This window comes from Polyangium jinanense (assembly GCF_028435365.1).
Map to the genome: position 1 here is coordinate 71,358 of NZ_JAGTJJ010000020.1, position 18,822 is coordinate 90,179.

At 68.8% G+C, this 18,822-nt stretch carries 15 protein-coding genes; 7 read left to right on the top strand and 8 right to left on the bottom strand.

What is annotated here, in order from left to right:
• The first annotated feature begins 89 nt into the window (after positions 1–89).
• Genes KEG57_RS28060 through KEG57_RS28070 form a run of 3 tightly spaced genes read left to right on the top strand, consistent with a single transcriptional unit; the run spans position 90 to position 3,043 of the window.
• Positions 90–683 carry a cobalamin ABC transporter substrate-binding protein gene (locus KEG57_RS28060; RefSeq protein ID WP_272422953.1) on the top strand — a complete coding sequence of 198 codons (594 nt, stop codon included), beginning with the start codon at positions 90–92 and terminating at the stop codon, positions 681–683.
• Positions 680–1,501: a type I methionyl aminopeptidase gene (map, locus tag KEG57_RS28065; protein ID WP_272422954.1), complete on the top strand. Its 822-nt coding sequence runs from the start codon at positions 680–682 to the stop codon at positions 1,499–1,501. Before KEG57_RS28060 ends, map begins: the two co-directional genes overlap by 4 nt.
• A gap of 15 nt (positions 1,502–1,516) precedes the next feature.
• A complete protein-coding gene (locus KEG57_RS28070) occupies positions 1,517–3,043 on the top strand; it encodes an FAD-dependent thymidylate synthase (RefSeq protein WP_272422955.1) in 1,527 nt (508 codons plus the stop codon).
• Positions 3,044–3,418: 375 nt separating this feature from the next.
• Here KEG57_RS28070 and recN read toward each other — a convergent pair whose 3' ends face one another.
• Genes recN through KEG57_RS28090 form a run of 4 tightly spaced genes read right to left on the bottom strand, consistent with a single transcriptional unit; the run spans position 3,419 to position 7,873 of the window.
• The gene (gene recN, locus KEG57_RS28075) at positions 3,419–5,170 is read right to left on the bottom strand and encodes a DNA repair protein RecN (protein WP_272425693.1); all 1,752 of its coding nucleotides are present in this window, start codon (positions 5,168–5,170) and stop codon (positions 3,419–3,421) included.
• Between the two features lie 55 nt (positions 5,171–5,225).
• Entirely contained in the window at positions 5,226–6,668 is a 1,443-nt protein-coding gene (locus KEG57_RS28080; RefSeq protein WP_272425694.1) for a hypothetical protein, read from the bottom strand.
• Entirely contained in the window at positions 6,665–7,498 is an 834-nt protein-coding gene (locus KEG57_RS28085) for a hypothetical protein (RefSeq protein ID WP_272425695.1), read from the bottom strand. The genes KEG57_RS28080 and KEG57_RS28085 overlap by 4 nt, the downstream gene beginning before the upstream one ends.
• A 12-nt stretch (positions 7,499–7,510) precedes the next feature.
• Entirely contained in the window at positions 7,511–7,873 is a 363-nt protein-coding gene (locus KEG57_RS28090; protein WP_272458946.1) for a YkvA family protein, read from the bottom strand.
• A 157-nt stretch (positions 7,874–8,030) separates the two neighbouring features.
• Here KEG57_RS28090 and KEG57_RS28095 point away from each other — a divergent pair, with 157 nt between their 5' ends.
• Positions 8,031–9,245 (top strand): DUF3829 domain-containing protein, encoded by a 1,215-nt coding sequence (locus tag KEG57_RS28095; protein WP_272425697.1) that lies wholly within the window; start codon positions 8,031–8,033, stop codon positions 9,243–9,245.
• A 35-nt stretch (positions 9,246–9,280) separates the two neighbouring features.
• Here KEG57_RS28095 and glgA read toward each other — a convergent pair whose 3' ends face one another.
• A complete protein-coding gene (glgA, locus tag KEG57_RS28100) occupies positions 9,281–10,729 on the bottom strand; it encodes a glycogen synthase GlgA (RefSeq protein ID WP_272425698.1) in 1,449 nt (482 codons plus the stop codon).
• A gap of 4 nt (positions 10,730–10,733) precedes the next feature.
• Complete coding sequence (locus KEG57_RS28105; protein WP_272425699.1) at positions 10,734–11,570, bottom strand: shikimate kinase; 837 nt, start codon at positions 11,568–11,570, stop codon at positions 10,734–10,736.
• Between the two features lie 67 nt (positions 11,571–11,637).
• On the opposite strand from KEG57_RS28105, the gene boxC reads away from it, so the two are divergent.
• A complete protein-coding gene (gene boxC / locus KEG57_RS28110; RefSeq protein ID WP_272458947.1) occupies positions 11,638–13,335 on the top strand; it encodes a 2,3-epoxybenzoyl-CoA dihydrolase in 1,698 nt (565 codons plus the stop codon).
• Positions 13,332–14,771, top strand: coding sequence for a benzoyl-CoA 2,3-epoxidase subunit BoxB (gene boxB / locus KEG57_RS28115; protein WP_272458948.1), 1,440 nt, complete (start codon positions 13,332–13,334; stop codon positions 14,769–14,771). The genes boxC and boxB overlap by 4 nt, the downstream gene beginning before the upstream one ends.
• Positions 14,772–15,123: 352 nt before the next feature.
• Here boxB and KEG57_RS28120 read toward each other — a convergent pair whose 3' ends face one another.
• Together KEG57_RS28120 and KEG57_RS28125 are read right to left on the bottom strand one after the other, a co-directional pair.
• Positions 15,124–16,380, bottom strand: a complete 1,257-nt coding sequence (locus tag KEG57_RS28120; RefSeq protein ID WP_272425702.1) for a cyclic nucleotide-binding domain-containing protein — start codon at positions 16,378–16,380, stop codon at positions 15,124–15,126.
• Between the two features lie 48 nt (positions 16,381–16,428).
• Entirely contained in the window at positions 16,429–16,911 is a 483-nt protein-coding gene (locus tag KEG57_RS28125) for a hypothetical protein (protein WP_272425703.1), read from the bottom strand.
• 112 nt (positions 16,912–17,023) lie between these two features.
• Here KEG57_RS28125 and KEG57_RS28130 point away from each other — a divergent pair, with 112 nt between their 5' ends.
• Entirely contained in the window at positions 17,024–18,790 is a 1,767-nt protein-coding gene (locus KEG57_RS28130) for a TolB family protein (protein WP_272458949.1), read from the top strand.
• Positions 18,791–18,822: the final 32 nt, after the last annotated feature.

Genomic DNA, 18,822 nt, shown 5'->3' on the forward strand with positions numbered 1-18,822 from the left:
CCCGCGCCGGATCGATGGAAAAGGATCCGATCGAGGCAGGAGCCTGCCAGCACTGACAGATCGGAGGGGACGTGCTAGGTCCAGGCCCGATGGCGCAGCTCTCGACGCGAACGGCCAGGCGGGCCAGGGCGGTCGCGTTCGGCGTGGCCCTCGGGGGGCTCGTGTCCGGGTGCGGCGCCGCGAGCGTCCAGGGCGACACGAACACCTCCGCGCATCCCGCCTGGCTCGGACACGACCAGGTCCTCTTCGACGACGTCGTCGACGCGGCCGCCCTCGGCCTCGGCGCCGACGTTTCGAACGCGCAGAAGGATCCGCTGCTGAAAGAGCGCGCGCGTGGTTCCGAGCTCGTCTCGCGGGTGCGCGTGAGCACGGTGACGGTGGAGTCGCTGGCCGAGGTCCGCACCTACCGCCTCGTTCTCCAGGTCGTCCCGCCGCCGTTCGTCACGCCGGCCTTCGAGCAGACGGCGTTCGAGCTCGTCATCGGCCCTACGGCCCCGTCCTACGGGGTCGCGCAGGCGTTCGACATGCGCCTTCGTGGCGCGTCGTTCATCGGCTTCCTCCGTCGCTTCGCCGGCGAGGGGGACGAGCCGAGCAGGCTTCACTGGCATCTGTCGCCGGACACCGCCGAGGTGGCGGCCGCCGTGACGGATGCCCTCGCCCTCGCGGAGCTGTCGGGATCGTGAGCAACGTCGGGATCAAAACGTTGAAGGAAGTGGAAGGGATGCGGGCCGCGTGCCAGATGGCCGCGGAGACGCTGCTCGACGTCGGGGAGATGATCCGCCCGGGGATCACCACGGAGGACATCAACCGCTTCGTCCACGACGACACGGTTCGGCGCGGCGGCTGGCCCGCGCCGCTGAACTACCACGGGTTCCCGAAGAGCGTGTGCACCTCGGTGAACGAGGTCGTCTGCCACGGCATCCCGGGCCCGCGGGTCCTCGAGCCCGGCGACATCATCAACGTCGACGTCACCACGATCTACAACGGGTTTTACGGCGACACGTCGGCGACGTTCTACGTGGGCAAACCCTCGTCCGCGGCCAAGCACGTGACCGAGGTGTCGCGGCGCTCGCTCGAGCTCGCGATCGCGCAGGTGCGTGAGGGCGCGCGGCTCGGGGACATCGGCGCGGCGATCCAGGAGTTCGCCGAGGGCGAGGGCTGCTCGGTGGTGCGCGCGTTCGTGGGGCACGGCATCGGCCGGGTCTTCCACGAGGCGCCGCAGGTCTCGCACGTCGGCAAACGCGGCACGGGCATGCGCCTGCGCGCCGGGATGTGCTTCACGATCGAGCCGATGATCAACCTCGGCCATCACGACGTGGAGGTCCTCGCGGACAAGTGGACGGCCGTCACTGCGGATGGATCGCTCTCCGCGCAGTTCGAGCACACGCTGGTCGTGACGAAGAACGGCTGCGAGGTGCTCACGCGCCGGAGCAGGAAGCTCGCGAACAGCGAGATCTTCGGGGATGTGTTTTCGGTCGCCGCCGCGGCCACGACGCGCTAACGGACCCTCGGTCCCATGTCCCTCGATGAAGCTGCGCGTGGCCGCATTGCGCCGTACGTCTCCAGCCTGACCGACGATGTCTTCGCTCTCTCGGGTTTGCCCGAGGAGGTGATCGCCGTCCTCTTTGCCTACTACTCGCGCAGCCGCGACGACCTGCGGACGAACCTCGCGCGCCTGCTCGCGGATCAGGAGCTCGACGTCGAGGAAGGCGTGACGACGCGTCCTTCGTTCGGGCTCGCGACGGAGAAGGCGCGCGCGTTCCACGAGAAGTGGGTCGTCGGCTACGGGCACGCGTCGGTCGCGGAGCACGCGGTCGTGCACCTCGCGATCGAGAACGTGAGCATCGTGGCCTCGAAGGTGATCGAGGACCTGCGGCTCGGCTCGTACACCGAGAAGAGCACGCGTTACGTGGTCTTCGATCGGAACAGTTTCGTGGACTTGCCCGAGCTCGAAGGGCCATTGGGCCAGACCTACCGCGCGAGCGCGGAGCGGCTCTTCACGACGTACGTCGAGCTCATGGCGCGCGTGATGGATGCGCTGCGCGTGCGCGTGCTGCGTCCGCCGGGCGCGTCAGAGGCGGCGCATGCAGCGGCGATCCGCGCGCATGCTTGTGATCTTTTGCGCGGGCTCTTGCCGGCCGGGACGCGGACGAACCTCGGCCTCACCGCGAACGCGCGCGCGCTCGAAGCGCTGCTCACGAAGATGCTCTCGCATCCGCTCGCGGAGGTCCGGAAGGTCGCGACGACCATGCACGCGGCCGCTCGCACCGTGACGCCGACCCTGGTGAAGTACGCGGGGCGGAGCGAGCACCGATCTGCGCAGCGCGCCGACGTGGGGGACAAGCTGCGATCGATCTACGATCCCGGCCCCTGGGACCCCGGCGCGACGAACGTGGTCGGGCAGCCGGTGCGGCTCGTGCGTCACGACAAGGACGCGCTCGAGCGGATCGTGCTCGCGCTCGCGTACGACAACAGCGAGCCGAACGTGCACGCCCGCGGGCTCACGGAGGCGATGCGGCACGCGACGTCGCGCGAGCTCGAAGACGTCGTGCGCGCGTCGGTAGCGCGTCGCGGCGCGCACGATCCCGTGCCGCGTGGCTTCGAGGCGACGACGATGACGTTCGAGCTGATGCTCGATTACGGCGCGTACCGGGATCTGCAGCGGCACCGCATGCTCCTGCCGGCAACGCAGCGGCTCACGTGCCGGCTCGGCTTCGAGACGCCCGCGGAGCTCGAGGAGCTCGAACTCGATCGGGCCTACACGGACGCGATGGTCGCGGCGTGCGACGCGTGGGAGGAGCTCGAGAGCAAACGACCGCTCGAAGCGCAGTACGCGGTGCCACTCGGCTTCCGGATCCGCACGCTCTGGACGCTCAACCTGCGCGAGCTTTTCCACGTGGTCGAGCTGCGATCGGCGCGGCAAGGGCACGCGAGCTACCGGCGCATCGCGCAGGGGCTGTTCCGCGCGGCGATCGCGGTGCACCCGTGGCTCGAAGGTCTCGTCCGCGTGGATCTCGGCGACTACACGCTCTCGCGCGCCTGACCGCAGCGTAGCGCCGGGGTTTCACCCCGGACCCGACCAGGGGTTGTCCACCCCTGGACCCGGACCAGCGCAAGCGCTGGACCCGGGGTCGATGAACTCTGCGCGATGCGCAGTTCATCGAACAGGCCGAGTCAAGACCGGCGACGGGCTTGCCAGTCAAAACCGCAGCACGGACGTGTCGGCTCGAGGGTAGGGCAGCACTGCTGTCTCAGCTGGCAACGCCGCTCGTGGTCTTCCCCGGGCCCGTCCGAGAAAACGCGCATCGCGCGGTTTCTCGGCCCTCGGTCCAGGCCGTGCCTGGTCCGGGGTGAAGGGGGCGGACAGCCCCCTTCTGGGGTGCGGGGCAAAGCCCCGCGCATCCCTGTGGAACCACCCTCAGGAAGCGCGACCCTTCGCGCCGCGCTTCGGACTCGCGGCGGCGGCCGCCGAACGCGCCTTCGCCTCGTCCAGCATCTCGGAGGCCGCCTTCAGCGCGCTCGGGCCGACCTTCGCGCCCGCAAGCATGCGCGCGACCTCGGCGACGCGATCCTTGCCTTCGACGCGCTTGACCGTGCTCTTCGTGATCGGCCCGTCGACCTGCTTCGACACCACGAAATGCGCGTCCGCGAAGGCCGCGATCGTGGCGAGGTGCGTGATGCAGAGGACCTGGTGGTGCCGCGCCACGTCCGCGATTGCGCGGCCGATCTTGTCCGCCACCGCGCCGCCGACGCCGGCGTCGACCTCGTCGAACACGTAAAGCCCCGCTGGCCCCGACTCCGCGAGCGTGCGCTTGAGCGCGAGCAGCGCGCGCGAAAGCTCGCCGCCCGAGGCGATCTTGCGCAGCGGGCGCGGCTCGATGCCCTTGTTCGGCGCGATGAGGAACTCGACACGGTCGATGCCGTCGCGGCCGAGACGTGCCCCGTCGACGACGAGCTCGGATCGGTCGCCCGAGAGCGGCGCGACGTCGACGATCACACGCGCGCCGCCCATGCCGAGATCGGCGAGCTCCCCGCCGATCGAAGCGCCGAGCTTCTCGCCTGCCTCGCGCCGCTTCTGCGAGAGCTGCCGTGCGCGCTCCCCTGCCGCGCGAAGCAGCCGATCGCGCTCGTGCTCCAGCGCTTCGAGCTTCGTCTCCACGTTGCCGAGCCCTTCGAGCTCCGCTGCGATCCGCGATCGCGCCGCGATGACGTCGTCGATCGTGGGCCCGTGCTGCCGGAGCAGGCCTTCGAGCCGGTACATGCGGTCCTCGATCTCCGAGAGTCGCGACGGGTTCGCCTCGGCGCGGTCGGCGTATCGCTCGACCTCGCGGGCGATCTCGCGAAGCTCGGAGAACAAACCATCGAGCGAGTTCGCAGTCGCCTCGAGGGACGGATCGAGATCCGCGGCGGCGCGCAGATCCTTCGAGAGCTTCGCGAGCTCGTCGCAGATCGCGTGCTCGCCTTGATCCAGCCGCGCGGCGGCGTGCTCGGTCAGCTCGCGGAGCCTTCCGGCGTGGCGCAACCTCTGTCGATCGGCTGCGAGCTCTTCGAGCTCGCCGGACCGCGGGGATACCGCATCGATGCCCTGGAGCTGGAAGCCGAGGAACGCCTCGCGCTCGGCGCGCCCGCGCTCGGCTTCGCGCACCTCGCGGATCTCCGCGACGACCTTCTCGAGCTTCTCGACCTCCGCGGCGAGCGCCTCGCGTGCGGTCGAGAGGCGGCCGAATCGATCGAGGTAGCCGAGGTGCGTCGAGGGATCGGTCAGTGCGACGCTCTCGTGTTGTGAGGCCACGTCGCAGAGCTCCGACGCGAGCGCTTGCAGCTCGCCCGCGGTGCAGAGGCGTCCGTTCAGGTACGCGCGTGATCGACCGTTTTGCTGCACCACGCGGCGGATGACGAGCTCGCCGCCCGACGACACGCCGGCCGCGTCGAGGGCCGTCGCGAGCCGCTCGCTGCCCGTCACGTCGAAGAGCGCCTCGACCTCGGCCTCGTCGGCGCCGGGCCGCACTTGCTCGGCGTTGCCGCGGCCGCCGAGCACGAGCGAGAGCGCGCCGACGACGATCGACTTGCCCGCGCCGGTCTCGCCGGTGAGCACGTTGAAGCCTGGCTCGAGGCGGAGCTCGAGCGAATCCATGAGGACGAAGTTCTTGACGCGGAGGGCGACCAGCACGGGGCCGGGAGGATAAAGAACGCCGCGAGAAACGTCGACGCGTTCCGCGCGAAGATCAGCGGATCGTGACCGACTTGCTCACGGTCACGGGATCGCCGGAGAACGGCGGGACCGAGGCGCTGCGGAATGCTGCGGCGATGCAGCCGCCGGTCGGCGTGCCGGCGAACGGCGGGCCGTTCACCTGCGCCTTCGTGGCGCGGCCGGACGGGGCGAACGTGACGCTCACGCGGGCCGTGCCGCTCGGATCCGTGGGCGCCCTGCAGCCTGCGGCCCTGCCGGCGGCGGCGCCGAGCGCGGACGATGCGGCGCCCCTGTTGAACTCGTTCCCGCCGCCCGAGGGCGCCTCGGGTGCGGCGGACTTGTTGTTCGCCGCGGCCATCGCGGCCGCGAGATCCTGCGCCTTGTTCCCCGTCGCGGCCTCGGCCGGTTTCGTCTCCGGCGTCTTCTCCTGCGGTTTGTCGCCGCCCGCCGCGGGTTTGTCGCGACCATCACCCTTCGCCGCTGCCTCCGTCGAAGAAGCGGCGCGTTTGTCCGGGGACGCCTCGGTGCCAGCTTTCGCCGCCGGGGTGTTCGTGGTCGGCGTGGGCGCCTGGTTCGTGCTCGCCGTCTGCAGCGCGGGCACCGTGTCATTCCCCGGGCTCGGTGAGGTTGTCGACTCGATCCCCACCGCGGCCGTCGACTCCTCCGTCGTCGTCGACGCGCGTTGCACCGCGAAAAACACGAGCCCTGCGAGGGCCGCGACGACCACGACTCCGATCCCGAGCCGCTTGCGATCGAGCTTCCCGCCCGCGGCCGCGACATCGACGTCGAGGTCGATCGCGTCCATCGACGACTTCGTCGCAGGCGCCGGCGGCGCCGTGACGGGCGGCGCGGCCAGGAGGAGTGAGCCTCCGTTGCTCGCCGCGTCGGTTTTTCCTGCGGCGGGCTCGACCGGCTTCGGCGCGGTCGTGAGATCTTTGCCGAGCCCGGACACGCCGAGTGCCGACACGTCGGGCGCCACGAGCGGCGTCAGCGACTGGTTGTTGAAGAGGCTGTTGCTCAGGTTGAACAGGTCCTCGTCGACGAGCTTCCGGCTGCGGCTGATCTCGCGCGGATCGGGCCGCGATCCGCGCTGAGCCGCCTTGTCCGCGGGTTTTTCCGGGGCGGCTTCGGGTTGCGCGTGCTTGGCCTCGTGCTTCTCGACATCGAAGACCTCGAAGAACGAGGGCCTGTCGTCCTCCTCCTCCTTCAACGTCGGCGTGCGCTTCGTCGTGGTCGGGACCGGCTCCGGGGTTTTCGTGAGCACGGGTTGCGAGGTCGCCTTCTCGCGCGGCGCCGGCGGCGGAGGCGGGATCTTCGGGTTGTCGGTGCCTGCGAGCGCGGGCGGCGGCACCGTCACGACCTCGGCTGACACGTCGAGGTCGAAGACGCTCGTCCGCTCGGGGATCGACTTCATCGTCTCTGGCGGAGTCTCCATGTTGCCCCCTGCCGTCTTCGTGTCGTTTTTCTTGTCGCTCATCGTGGCAGAACCTCGTGCTCGTCGGGTCCGGCCGGGTCTCCCGAGACCCCGGAGATCCAGTGCTCTTCGAGCCAATCGAGCGCGACATCCGCGCTGCGGAGCGCCGCGTCGACGGCCATCACTTGTGGATCCGGCGCACCCAGATCCTTGGCGTAGGCGCGCGCGTAGAGGATCCACGTCGAGAGCTCGTAGTGGTGCAGGAGCGGCCCGAAGCGATGCGTGTCGAAACGCGCGATCCTCTCGGCGGCTTCCTCGACGGAAGGCGCGCGCACGAGCGCGGTGCTCGCGTCGAAGAGCAGCTCGCGCAGATCCTCGAACGCCTTGTCCGGGTCCTGCGACACCTCGTCGAGCATCGCCTCGAACGCCTCTTCCGGCATGCCGGCTTGCTGTGCGGCCTCGGCCATCGCGGGCACCTGCGTCTCGAGGAACGCGGCGTCCGGCGCGTGGCCAAGCAAGCGACCGACGAGGTAGAGATCGAACGCGCTCGCGATCGACTCGCCGAGCAGGAGCGCCTCGGGGCTCTGGCTCGCCGTCGTGCCGAGCGCCTCGAGCGCGCGTCGCGTGACGTGATGCCAGCCCGCGTGCATCACCACGTCGGCGGGGATCGCGTCGCTGTCGAGAACATCACCGGGCTGGTCGGGCGACCAGAACGTGAGGTTCAAGAAGAGCGCGCGATCCCACCGCGCTTCCGGCGTGCCGGGCTTCGGCACGAGGAACGCGACGTGGTCACGCACGAGCGCGCGCTTGAGCTCGGCGTAGAGACCGATGTGTCGATACGAGCGCTCGTCCTCGATGCGGAGATTGTCGAGCGTGAAAGGTTGAAGTCGCACGGGAACCCGCGTTCAGGCTACGCGGACATCGGTCCCGGATCGAGGCCCACGCACGTCCGACACGATTTCCTCCCTGGGCTCGTGGTACCGGGCGAGCTGCCGGTGGAGGATCAGCCGGAAGACGAGCACCACGCCCACATCGTCGATCCAGGTGATGAAAGGCACGGCGTCGGGCACGAGATCGAGGGGCCAGACGCAGTAAACGACCGAAAGGACGACCAGCGCCTTCGCCCAGAGCGCACCTTCCCGGTCGCGGAGCAGCCGCCATGCCGCTGGCGCATCCCGGAGAAGAGGCACGAGCGCGAGCCCGCGAGCCTTTCCGGAGACCTTCTTGCCTTCGAGCTTCTGCGGGCGCGCGTCGGTGGTCTTTTTCACGACGGCCAACATGGTTCCGCTGTGCGCGGCTGCAAGGGGCGGGGGCAGGATCGCCGCGGGGCCACGCTTGAAAGTCCGTGCTGGTCGGGCATGATGCCGGTCCGACCTAGCCCGGCCAATGCCTTGGCGTAGGGCGTCTTCGAGGAGGCATGTCTTCATGATCCGGCTGCGGTCTTTTCTTCCGTTCGTGCTCGCGCTCGCTCCCCTGGCCGTAGGCTGTAAGAAGGACGAGCCGCCCGCGCCTGCGCCGGAGGCGAAGCCGTCGACGGCGGCGCTGCCGAGCGGGAAGGGCAAGCTTCCGCTGCGCACCCCGATCGCGCCCGTCCCGAAGTTCGACCCGCAGGCGATGAAGGACTACCGCCTCGAGGTTTGTTACTTCGGTACGCTCACCCTGCGTCAAGCGCGTGACGCTTACTTCACGAGCCTCGGCAAGGACGAACCGAGCGAGAAGAAGATCCCGAGCTTCGGTATCCCCGGCGCTCCCATGCCGCCGGCCCCGCCCACGCTCGCGAAGCCGGGCGGCTCCGCGGCGCCTTCGGCCGGCCCCGCGCCCTCGGCCGGCCCCGGTCCCTCCCATACGCCGAGCGCGCACGCGGGCCGCAAGATGGCCGAGATGGGCATGCGCGCGCCGCACGAGCGCAACGCGCGTGCTTGCACCGTCGCCGCCGGTCTGAAGGAGCCGCCGATGCCCGACGTCGATGCGGCGCTCGCGACGTTCGCCCCGTTCTCCCTGGAGCTCAGCCGCAACATCGCCGCGGCCAGCGTGTACTACCAGCGCGAGGAGTACACGAAGGACAAGTTCGAGCGCGGCAAGGAGCTGCACAAGAAGCTCGTCGCCGACTTCGCCAAGCTCGACGAGACCGCCGACAAACTCGGGAGCGCGATCGCCGCGTGGCGCAAGGATCACGCGGTCGACATGGCGAAGCTCGACGAGGGCGAGCGGCTCGTGCTCACGGCCTACGAAAGGGCGCGCGGGCTCGTCCTGTCGGTGCTCGCGAAGAAGATCGACGCGGCCGCCTACAAGGAGGGCGTCGCGGCGCTCGCGAAGGACGTCGAGGCCATCAAGACGTTCGGCACGAACAACCCGAACGATCCGTGGGCGAAGATCACGGTCCCGCCGCTGAGCGCGTTCCAGAAGGCGGCCGAGGAAGCCCAGGCGAAGATCAGCGACAAGGGGATCGAGCCCGACGCGTTCCTCTCGCTCGTCAACGGGTTCACGTCGGTCATCGAGGCGAAGCACCGCGCGCTCTCGCGCTCGCTCACCGCGAAGGGCCAGGTCGTCGAGCCAAAGGCGGGGCCGCCCATGCGGCAGATCCCGACGCCGGGGCAGCAGGTCGAGCATCCCGACGATCACGCCGGCCACGCTCATTGAGACGAGCTCCGCGGGGGCGGGCTCTCGGGCCCGCCTCAGCGCTCGCCGCGATGCCTCGAGATCGCGAGCCGATACAGCGCCTCGTACTGGCGGCTCGCGTAATCCCAGCCAAACGGTTTTTTCATCGACCGCCGCTGCATCGAGCGGAAATGCTCGGGGTGCTCGCGGTAGATCCACACCGCTTCGAGCACCGTGTCCGCGAGCACCGAGGGCGAGAGGTCGAGGAACTTGAAGCCCGTCGCCATGTGCTCGACCGTATCGTCGAGCCCGCCCACCGCGCGCACGACGGGCAGCGTGCCGTATCGCTGGCTGTAGAGCTGGTTCAGCCCGCAGGGCTCGTACCGCGAGGGCATGACGAACAGATCCGCGCCCGCCTCGATGCGGTGCGCGAGCGCGTCGTTCATGCCGAGGTACGCGCGGAATCGATCCGTCGAGTGGCTGAGCCGCGTGAAGAGATCCTCCGCCCAGCCTTCGCCAGAGCCGAGCACCACGACCTGCACGTCGTGGTTCAGCAGCGTGCCCAGCGCGCCCGCGAAGATGTCGATGCCCTTCTGGTGCACGAGCCGGCTGATGAGGCCGATGATCGGTACGTCGGGACGAACCGGGAGCCCCATCTCGCGCTGGAGCTCCGCCTTGCAGAAGGCCTTGCCTTGCAGATCGTCGGCGTCGAAATGCGCGGCGAGGTGCCGATCCGTCGCGGGGTTCCAGACCTCGTCGTCGATCCCGTTCAGGATGCCGATCACGTCGTTGCCGCGCTCGCGCAAGCAGCCTTCGAGCCCGTGCCCTCCTTCGCTCGTCTGGACCTCCAGCGCGTACCGCGGCGACACCGTCGAGAGCATCGTCGAGAAGTTGATGCCGCCTTTCAGCAGGTTCAGCCGATCGTAGGACTCGAGCGCGCGGTGGTGGAACACGTCCCAGCCGAGGCCGGTCACGGGCAACTCGTGTTTGTCGAACCAGCCCTGATAGCCCATGTTGTGGATCGTCAGGACAGACGCGGCACCGCCGAGCGGAGAGCGGGCGTCGAGCGTCTTCATGTAGATCGGCACGAGGCACGTCGGCCAGTCGTGCACGTGCACGACGTCGGGGATGAACCCGAGCGCGAGCGTGAGCCGGAGCGCGCCGCGCGAGAGGAACGTGAAGCGCGCGAGGTTGTCGCGGTAATCCCCGTTCGAATCGTTGTAGATGCCGCTGCGATCGTAGAGCTCGTCGTGCTCGAGGAGGTAGACGCGCGACGTGCTCTCGCCGAGCCGCGCCTCCCACACCGCGCCCCACGCTTCGCCGCCGCCCACGGGCACGCCGAGCGAGAGCGGCAGCCGTTTGGCCGGGTGTTTCTTCGCCACGCGGTAGCGCGGCATCACCGTGCGGACGTCGTGTCCGCGCGCCGCGAGCGCGATGGGGAGCGCGCCGGCCACGTCCGCCAGGCCTCCCGTCTTGGCGAAAGGGACGCACTCGGAGACGACGTTGAGGATGCGGAGGCGGGGCATGCGTTCAACCGACCGACGGTGCCGGCAGCCTACCACGGCTCGCCGCGTTGACGATCTTCACGAGCCTGTCGATCGAGCGTTCGAGACCAAGCGCCGAGGTGTCGATGATGTGGGCCGCGCGCTCGTAGAGGGCCCTTCGCGCACGCAGGATCGCGCGGAGCTCCTCCATCGCCGCCGGCCGGCTCGCCATGGGCCTCGCGTCGCCTTGGTCGATCACGCGCTGAAAATGGTCTTCCGGGCGCGCGCGGAGCCACACGGTCACGGCCTCGCGGCAGAGGAGCTCGAACGTCTCGTGATCGGTCACGAGGCTGCCGCTCGTCGCGACGATCCCGCGATCGCCGCGCGCCACGAGCCGCTCGAGCTCCTCGCGTTCGAGCCTGCGGAAGTACGCGGTCCCGTGCATCTCGAAGATTTCAGTGAGGCTCATCCCGGCCCGCGCTACGACCAGGCTGTCGAGTTCCACGAAGGGCAAACCAAGCCGGGCCGCCGCGCGGCTCCCGAGCGTGGTTTTTCCCGCTCCACGCAGGCCGAGCAGCGCCACGAGCGGGCCCTTTTCCGCCGCGCGTGGTTCGTCCGTGGGAGCGCTCGCGAGCAGCGCCGAGGCGGATGTATCGAGCGCGCGCGCGATCGCGTCGAGACGAACCACGGACACGTTCGCCTTGCCGCCCTCGACGAGCACCAGAAAGCGCTCGCTCACGCCCGACGCGGCCCCGAGATCCCGCAGCGTCAAACCCGCCGCGCGTCGCCGCTCGCGCACCCGCTCGCCGAGCGATTGCAGGAGCGGCGAGCCTGTGCCTTCCGCTTCCTCTGCACCCGCGTCGGGCTTTTTTCGGGCCGCCACATCATGCACTATATTTCATGAACGCAGCTCCGACAAGCAGTATATTGCTTGACAGCCCATCGCCCCGGTGGTGGAGTTTTCGGCGATGGGCATCGAGAGTGAAAGCAGCGGGGCCAAGGCGCCCCCCATCCGTTTCGAGACACATCCGAGCCGGTACAAGCACTGGAAGCTCTCGTTCGAGGGCTCGATTGCTCGGCTCGTGATGGATGTGGTCGAGGAGGCGCCGATGCGCCCCGGCTACACGCTCAAGCTGAACAGCTACGACCTCGGCGTGGACATCGAGCTCGCGGACGCGGTGGAGCGGCTGCGCTTCGAGCACCCCGAGGTGAAGGTCGTCATCGTCACGAGCGGCCAGCCGCGCATCTTCTGCGCCGGCGCGAACATCTACATGCTCGGTTCGTCGACGCACGCCTTCAAAGTCAACTTCTGCAAGTACACGAACGAGACGCGCCTCTCGCTCGAAGGGGCGTGTAGCGAGAGCGACCAGCACTACGTGGCCGCGCTGAACGGCGTGGCCTCCGGCGGCGGCTACGAGCTCGCACTCGCGTGTGAGAAGATCCTGCTTTGCGACGATGGATCGAGCGCGGTCTCGTTCCCGGAGACGCCGCTGCTCGCCGTGCTCCCGGGCACGGGTGGGCTCACGCGCCTCGTCGACAAACGCAAGGTCCGCCGCGATCTCGCCGACGTGTTCAGCACGCTCGCCGAGGGCGTTCGCGGCAAGCGCGCCGAGGAGTGGCGCCTCGTCGATCGTTCGATCCCGAAGAGCCGCTTCGATCAGGTGGTGATCGAGGAGGCAAACGCGATCGCCGCGCGCACGAAGGACAAGCAGGGCCCGGGCATCACGCTCGCCCCGCTCGAGGTGAAGCGCTCCGCGGACGGCAGCAAGTCGAAGTCCGAGTACAAGTACGTCACGCTCGTCGTCGACAGCCAGACGCGCGTCGCCGAGCTCGAGGTGCGCGCGCCCGACAGTGCGCCGGAGACCACCGTGGAGGCCCTGCACAAGAGCGGCTCCGACGTGTGGGCGCTCCGCGTGTTCCGCGAGCTCGACGATGCGCTGCTCGATCTGCGCTTCAACCATCCGGAGGCAGGCCTCGTGCTGCTCCGGACGAAGGGTGATCCCGAGGCCGTGCGCGCCGCGGACAAGGCGCTCCACGCGCTGCGTGACGACTGGTTCGCCCGCGAGATCCTGCTCAAGATGCGTCGCACGCTGAAGCGGCTGGATCTCACGGCGCGCAGCGTGTTCTCGCTCGTCGAGCCCGGCTCGTGCTTCGCGGGCAGCCTCTTCGAGCTGGCCCTCGCCGGCGACCGGACGTACATGCTCGACGGCGGCGACGAGCCGCCGGTGATCGGCCTCTCGCCGCTGAACTTCGGCCCGTTCCCGATGCCGAACGGCCTCACGCGTCTCGAGACGCGGTTCCTCCACGATCCTTCGGTCGTGAAGCGTCTGGAAGGACAAACCGAGCTCGTCGACGCGGACGCTGCGAAAAAACTCGGGCTCGTGACGTTCACGCCCGACGAGATGGACTGGGACGACGAGGTGCGGATCGCGGTCGAGGAGCGCGCGAGCCTGTCGCCCGACGCGCTGACCGGGATGGAGGCCTCGCTGCGCTTCGCCGGGCCCGAGACGCTGGAGACGAAGATCTTCGGGCGTCTGTCGGCCTGGCAAAACTGGATCTTCCAGCGCCCGAATGCGGTCGGCGAGCGGGGCGCGCTCACGATGTACGGCCGGCCCGAGCGACCCGAATTCGACTGGAGGCGAACGTGAGCTCTGTCGTCAATTCCGAGCGTATCCCGAACAACGTCGATCTCGCGTCCGACAAGAAGCTTCAGCGGGCGCTCGAAGCCTGGCAGCCGAGGTTCATCGACTGGTGGAAGGAGATGGGTCCCGAGGGCTTCCAGGAGGACCAGATCTATCTCCGCACCGCCGTGAGCGTCGATCACGAGGGCTGGGCCCATTTCGACTACGTGAAGATGCCCGACTACCGCTGGGGCATCTTCCTCACGGACCCGGTGGCCGAGCGGAAGATCGGCTTCGGCGATCACATGGGCGAGCCCGTCTGGCAGAGCGTGCCCGGCGAGTTCCGCAACGTGCTGCGCAGGCTGGTCGTGACGCAAGGAGACACCGAGCCCGCGAGCGTCGAGCAGCAACGTCTGCTCGGTCAGTCGTGTCCGAGCCTCTACGATCTGCGCAACCTGTTCCAGGTGAACGTGGAGGAGGGGCGGCACCTCTGGGCGATGGTGTACCTGCTCCACAGCTACTTCGGCCGCGACGGTCGCGAGGAGGCCGAAGCACTTCTCGAGCGTCGCAGCGGCAACCCCGACAAACCGCGCATCCTCGGGGCGTTCAACGAGCCGTGTCAGAACTGGCTGTCGTTCTTCATGTTCACGTACTTCACGGATCGCGACGGGAAGTACCAGCTCCTCGCGCTCGCCGAGAGCGGCTTCGACCCGCTGGCACGCACGACGCGATTCATGCTGACCGAGGAGGCGCACCACATGTTCGTCGGCGAGACGGGCATCCTGCGCATCGTGCAGCGCACCGCAGAGCTGATGAAGAAGAACAAGAACGAGGACGCGCGCGCCGAAGGCGGGATCGATCTGCCGACGATGCAGAAGTACCTGAACTTCTGGTACTCGGTGTCACTCGACCTGTTCGGCGGCGAGATCTCGTCGAACGCGGCAAACTTCTTCGCGTCGAGCCTGAAGGGGCGCGCGAAGGAGGAGAGCTACGAGGATCATCGCGCAGTCGACGGCGTCTATCCAATGGACGTGCCCATGACCGCAGGGCCGGGCGTGGTGACGGGCTTCCGGCGCGAGGAGGTGCCGCTGCGCAACGCAATGAACGAGGTGCTGCGCGACGAGTACATCGAGGACGCGCAGCGCGGAGTCGACAAGTGGAACCGCGCGCTCGCCGAGGCAGGGATCTCGTATCGGCTCACGCTGCCGAGCCGAAGGTTCCATCGGCGCACAGGGATCTACGGCGGGCTCTACTTCGACGTGCAAGGCAACGTGCTGGCGAAGGAAGAGTGGGAGCGTCGTCGCGACGAGTGGCTGCCGAGCGAGGCAGATGAGGCGTACGTGAAGAGCCTCATGACAGCGCCGATCTACGATCCGAAGCAAATGGCGAACTGGATCGCCCCGCCAAAGCACGGGATCAAAGGCCGGCCCGTCGACTTCGAGTACGTGAAGCGCACGGCTTGAGGCTCATCGGGAAGCCGCTGCGCTGGGGCGTTGCCCCAGGCCCCACCCGGGGCTGTCCGCCCCGGGACCCGGACCAGCGCAAGCGCTGGACTCGGGGTCGATGAACTGCGCGATGCGCAGTTCATCGAACAGCCGCTGACAAGACCACCAACGACCCTGCCCCCAAAAACGGCAACTCTTCCCGTCGACGTGTGGACAAGACCTTCGTGGTCTTGCCACGGGCCTGTGGGAAGAACTGCGCATCGCGCAGTTCTTCCCCCCTCGGTCCAGGCCGTGCCTGGTCCGGGTGCAGGGGCGGACAGCCCCTGCCGGGGTCCGGGGCAGCGCCCCGGCGCCCACGCCCCAGCTCAGCCTACGACGTGTACGGCGTGACGCCTTGCGCTTCGAAGAGCTCGGCGCGGGCTTCGGAGAGCTCGGTGTTCACCGTGCGCAGACGCTGCGAGAGGCCCTGCACGAAGCTCCAGAGCAGCTTCACCGCGAGCACGGGCTCGCGTCGCATGACGTTCATCATGTCCGTTCGCGTGATGACCATCGTGCGCACGGACTCGAGCGCACGCACCGTGGCCGAGCGCCGCGAATCGTCGACGAGACCCATCTCGCCGAAATAACCGCCTGTCATGATCGTCGTGATCGCGACGTTGTCCTTCTCGACGGCCACGCGGCCGCGCAGGATCACGTAGAGGTCCTCGCCCGGCTCGCCCTCGGTCACGATCGCCGCGCCGAGGGGGTAGCTCTTCACCTCCGAGATCGCGAGGATCTCGGCTTGCTCGCGGTACGTGAGGTGCATGAAGAGCGGGATGCCGCGCAGCGCCTCGTGCTTCGTGAGCGCCTCCGGCTCCTCCGCCGTCGCGCCGTGGAACGAGAGCACGATTGCTGTGATGTTGTCCCGGCCGCCACGCTCGTTCGCGAGGTCGATGAGCTGCTCTGCGAGGTTGTCCGGCACGCTCGCGCAGAGCAAGGGAACCTCCTCGTCCTCGATGTAGCCGTACAGGCCGTCGCTGCAGATCAGGAAAAGGTCGCCCGGCGTGATCTCCACGAGCAGCGTGTCGACCTGCACCGACTCCTGCGTCCCCACGGCCCGCGTGAGCACGCTGCGCAGGGCGCTCGTCTTTGCCTGCTCCTTCGTCATCGTGCCGTTCTTGATCGAGGCCGCGACGATCGTGTGATCCTCGGTCAGCCGGTTCGCCACGTCCTGGCGCAGGAGGTAGGCGCGGCTGTCGCCCACGTGCCCGACCACGGCGCGATCCCCGGCGACGGCGAAGAGCACCATCGTCGTGCCCATGCCGCGGAGCTTCGGGTCGTTCTCGGCCATGGTCCAGAGATCGGCGCAGGCGGCCTGGATGGCCGCCGCGACGAGCTCTTGCGCGGCGATGCGGTTCTCCTGGGAGGGGTTTTCCGAAAAGCGCGTCAGCACCTCGACTCGATCGGCCACGTAGGCCCGCGCGACGTCGACTGCGCGGCGCGAGGCGACGTCACCGGCCGCCTGACCACCCATGCCGTCGGCCACGATGTACAGGCCGAGGTCGGGGTCCACGAGGTGACTGTCCTCGTTGCGCTTGCGCTTGCGACCGACGTGCGTCGCGGCCTGCGACGTGACCGTGAGAGGCATGCCCCGCATCCTAGTCGAGGCGAAGGCCGCTTCGGAAGGCGCTACGCGTCAAACCGTGGGCGCGCGTCGTTGGAACGGGAGAAACCCGATTGCGAGCGCGAGCCCGAAGATCACGTGTTCGAGGATCGCCGGACCCACGGGCACGCGCGCCGCGATCGCGCCGAGGCCCACCGCGGGCAACACCGCCTTGTACATGACGAACCAGACGATCACGCCGTACGCCGCGCCGAACACGAGCGTTCGGAACGCGTTCGCGCCGAAGACGAGCAGACCGAACAGCGCGCCCCAGGTGATCGACACGGCGAAATGCACGAGGATGCCGAGCACCACGGCGCCTGCGTCGAAGCCGGGCGCGAATGCGCGATCGTCGAGGAACGGAGCCGAGGCCCACTTGAACACGATCCACGGGTCGACGCCGCGCGCGACCGTCGAGAGGAGCCCGTACAGGCTCGCTACGATCCCCGCGAAAACGCCCGCGATCACGCCGCCCGAGAGCGCGATGATCGCTCGCTGTCTCCCCCTCGCCGCCATGGAGGACCCGTGGCGCCGGGCGCTCGCGTGTCAACCGCGGGAATCCTGTCGCAATCGGGCGGGCTCGGCGCCCAAGCCTTGACGCCGGCCGGTGGCTCCCGATCATCCCTCCATGAAAACCAAACTTCGGCGCGATATCGCGCTCTTCTTGGCCTTGGCCTCGGCCGCCGCGCTCGGCGCAGCCGGGGTCTCGTGCTCCTCCACCGGCGGCGGTGGCTCGTCTGCCACCCAGGGAACGGGCGGAGCCGGCGCCTCGGGCTCGGGCGGCTCGGCCGGCTCGGCCGGCGCGGGCGGGGAAGGCGGCGACTTCATCGGCAGCGGCCCCAATCCGAACGGACCGTTCCTTGATTTCCCCGCCGGCCCTCAAATCGACATGGGCGTGCCCGCGCAGGCCCCCGAGCTCTTCCAGGGCACGCCCGCGCAGCCGCAGGGCGGCCCTTGTGTCGCGGAGCCGCCGATGGAGGCGCTCGTCCCGACGAACTGGACGCCGCTGCGATTCGAATGGATCGCGCCGGCGGGGCACAACGTCTTCGAGCTTCGGCTCAAGGTCGACAACCAGGTGAACGAGCTCGTGGTCTACACGACGGCCACCTCGTACACGATTCCCGCGGACATCTGGTCCGGACTCGCGGGGCACAGCGCGGGCCGGGACATCAAGGTGGCTGTGCGAAGCGCGCAGATCGACGGAGGCCAGCTCATCGCCGGGCCGTTTGTCGGCACCGAGGGCGTGGTGCACGTGGCGCCCGTCGCGGCGCCGGGATCGATCGTCTACTGGACGACGGGCGCGCCGGGCTCGGGCAAGACCGCATTGAAGGGTTTTTCCATCGGCGACACCAAGGTGACGACGGTGCTCTCGCCCGAGATCGTGGGTGGAGATACGACGTGCGTGGCTTGCCACGCCTCGTCCCCGGACGGCGCGCTCACGTTTTTCACCCGCGACGCGTCGGTCGGGACGCGGACCGTCTCGGCGCGAAAAGTGGACGGGACGGCGGGTTTGCCCACGGAGATACAGGTCTCGGCCGTGGCGCTCGGGCTGCTCGGGCGGCAGAAGCAAACGGCCCCGACGCTCTCGGAGAAGCATTACACGGCGCAGGATGCCGTCGCCATCACGGTGATGATCGATCCCACGCTCACGGGGAACAGCTACGAGCTCGTCTGGACCGATCTTCATACGCAGGATCCCGCGACGGGATGGGGCATCCTCCCGCGCGTCGGGGATACCCACGCGCCTGCGTCGCCGACCTTCTGGCACGACGGGACGACCATTGCATACACGACGGCCACGAGCTCCGGCGAGGGCGTCGTCACGGCGATCTCGGACGCCGACATGACGATGGACATCTACACAGTGCCCTTCAACGACCGGCAAGGCGGCAATGCAACGCCGCTGCCTGGCGCGAGTGATCCGGCGTTCGTGGAGTTTTACCCGGTCATCTCGCCGGGCGACACGTTGCTCGCGTTCAATCGGTTCGCGCCGTACAAGCTGCCGAATGGGGCGTGGGCGGATTCGTACGACGAGCCGATGGCGGAGGTCTTCGTGGTCCCGGCGAAGGGAGGGGAGGCGGTGCGCGTGGCGGGCAACGATCCGCCGGCCTGCGTGGATCGGAAGAGCCCGGGCCTCACGAACTCGTGGCCGCGCTGGGCCCCGAGCGCCGAGGTATTCAACGGGAAAAAGTATTACTGGCTGACGTTCAGCTCGAAGCGGCGCGACCTGAACAACCCGCAGCTCTTCGTGAGCGGCGTCGTGACGACCGTGCAAGCCGACGGCTCCGAGGTGATCGACAAGACGTACCCCGCGCTTTACGTGACGTCGCAGGTCCCGGAGGAGAACAACCACACGCCGGCGTGGGACGTGTTCCAGATCGAACCGCCGCAGTAGCAGTCATCGAGGCAAGACACCCCTCGACATTT

What these genes read in the sequence shown, in the direction of transcription:
- KEG57_RS28125 (WP_272425703.1), bottom strand. Translation starts at nt 16,911, where the DNA reads ATGGCGGCGAGGGGGAGACAGCGAGCGATCATCGCGCTCTCGGGCGGC.
- KEG57_RS28130 (WP_272458949.1), top strand. Translation starts at nt 17,024, where the DNA reads ATGAAAACCAAACTTCGGCGCGATATCGCGCTCTTCTTGGCCTTGGCC.
- glgA (WP_272425698.1), bottom strand. Translation starts at nt 10,729, where the DNA reads ATGCCCCGCCTCCGCATCCTCAACGTCGTCTCCGAGTGCGTCCCTTTC.
- KEG57_RS28070 (WP_272422955.1), top strand. Translation starts at nt 1,517, where the DNA reads ATGTCCCTCGATGAAGCTGCGCGTGGCCGCATTGCGCCGTACGTCTCC.
- KEG57_RS28060 (WP_272422953.1), top strand. Translation starts at nt 90, where the DNA reads ATGGCGCAGCTCTCGACGCGAACGGCCAGGCGGGCCAGGGCGGTCGCG.
- KEG57_RS28120 (WP_272425702.1), bottom strand. Translation starts at nt 16,380, where the DNA reads ATGCCTCTCACGGTCACGTCGCAGGCCGCGACGCACGTCGGTCGCAAG.
- KEG57_RS28095 (WP_272425697.1), top strand. Translation starts at nt 8,031, where the DNA reads ATGATCCGGCTGCGGTCTTTTCTTCCGTTCGTGCTCGCGCTCGCTCCC.
- KEG57_RS28080 (WP_272425694.1), bottom strand. Translation starts at nt 6,668, where the DNA reads ATGAGCGACAAGAAAAACGACACGAAGACGGCAGGGGGCAACATGGAG.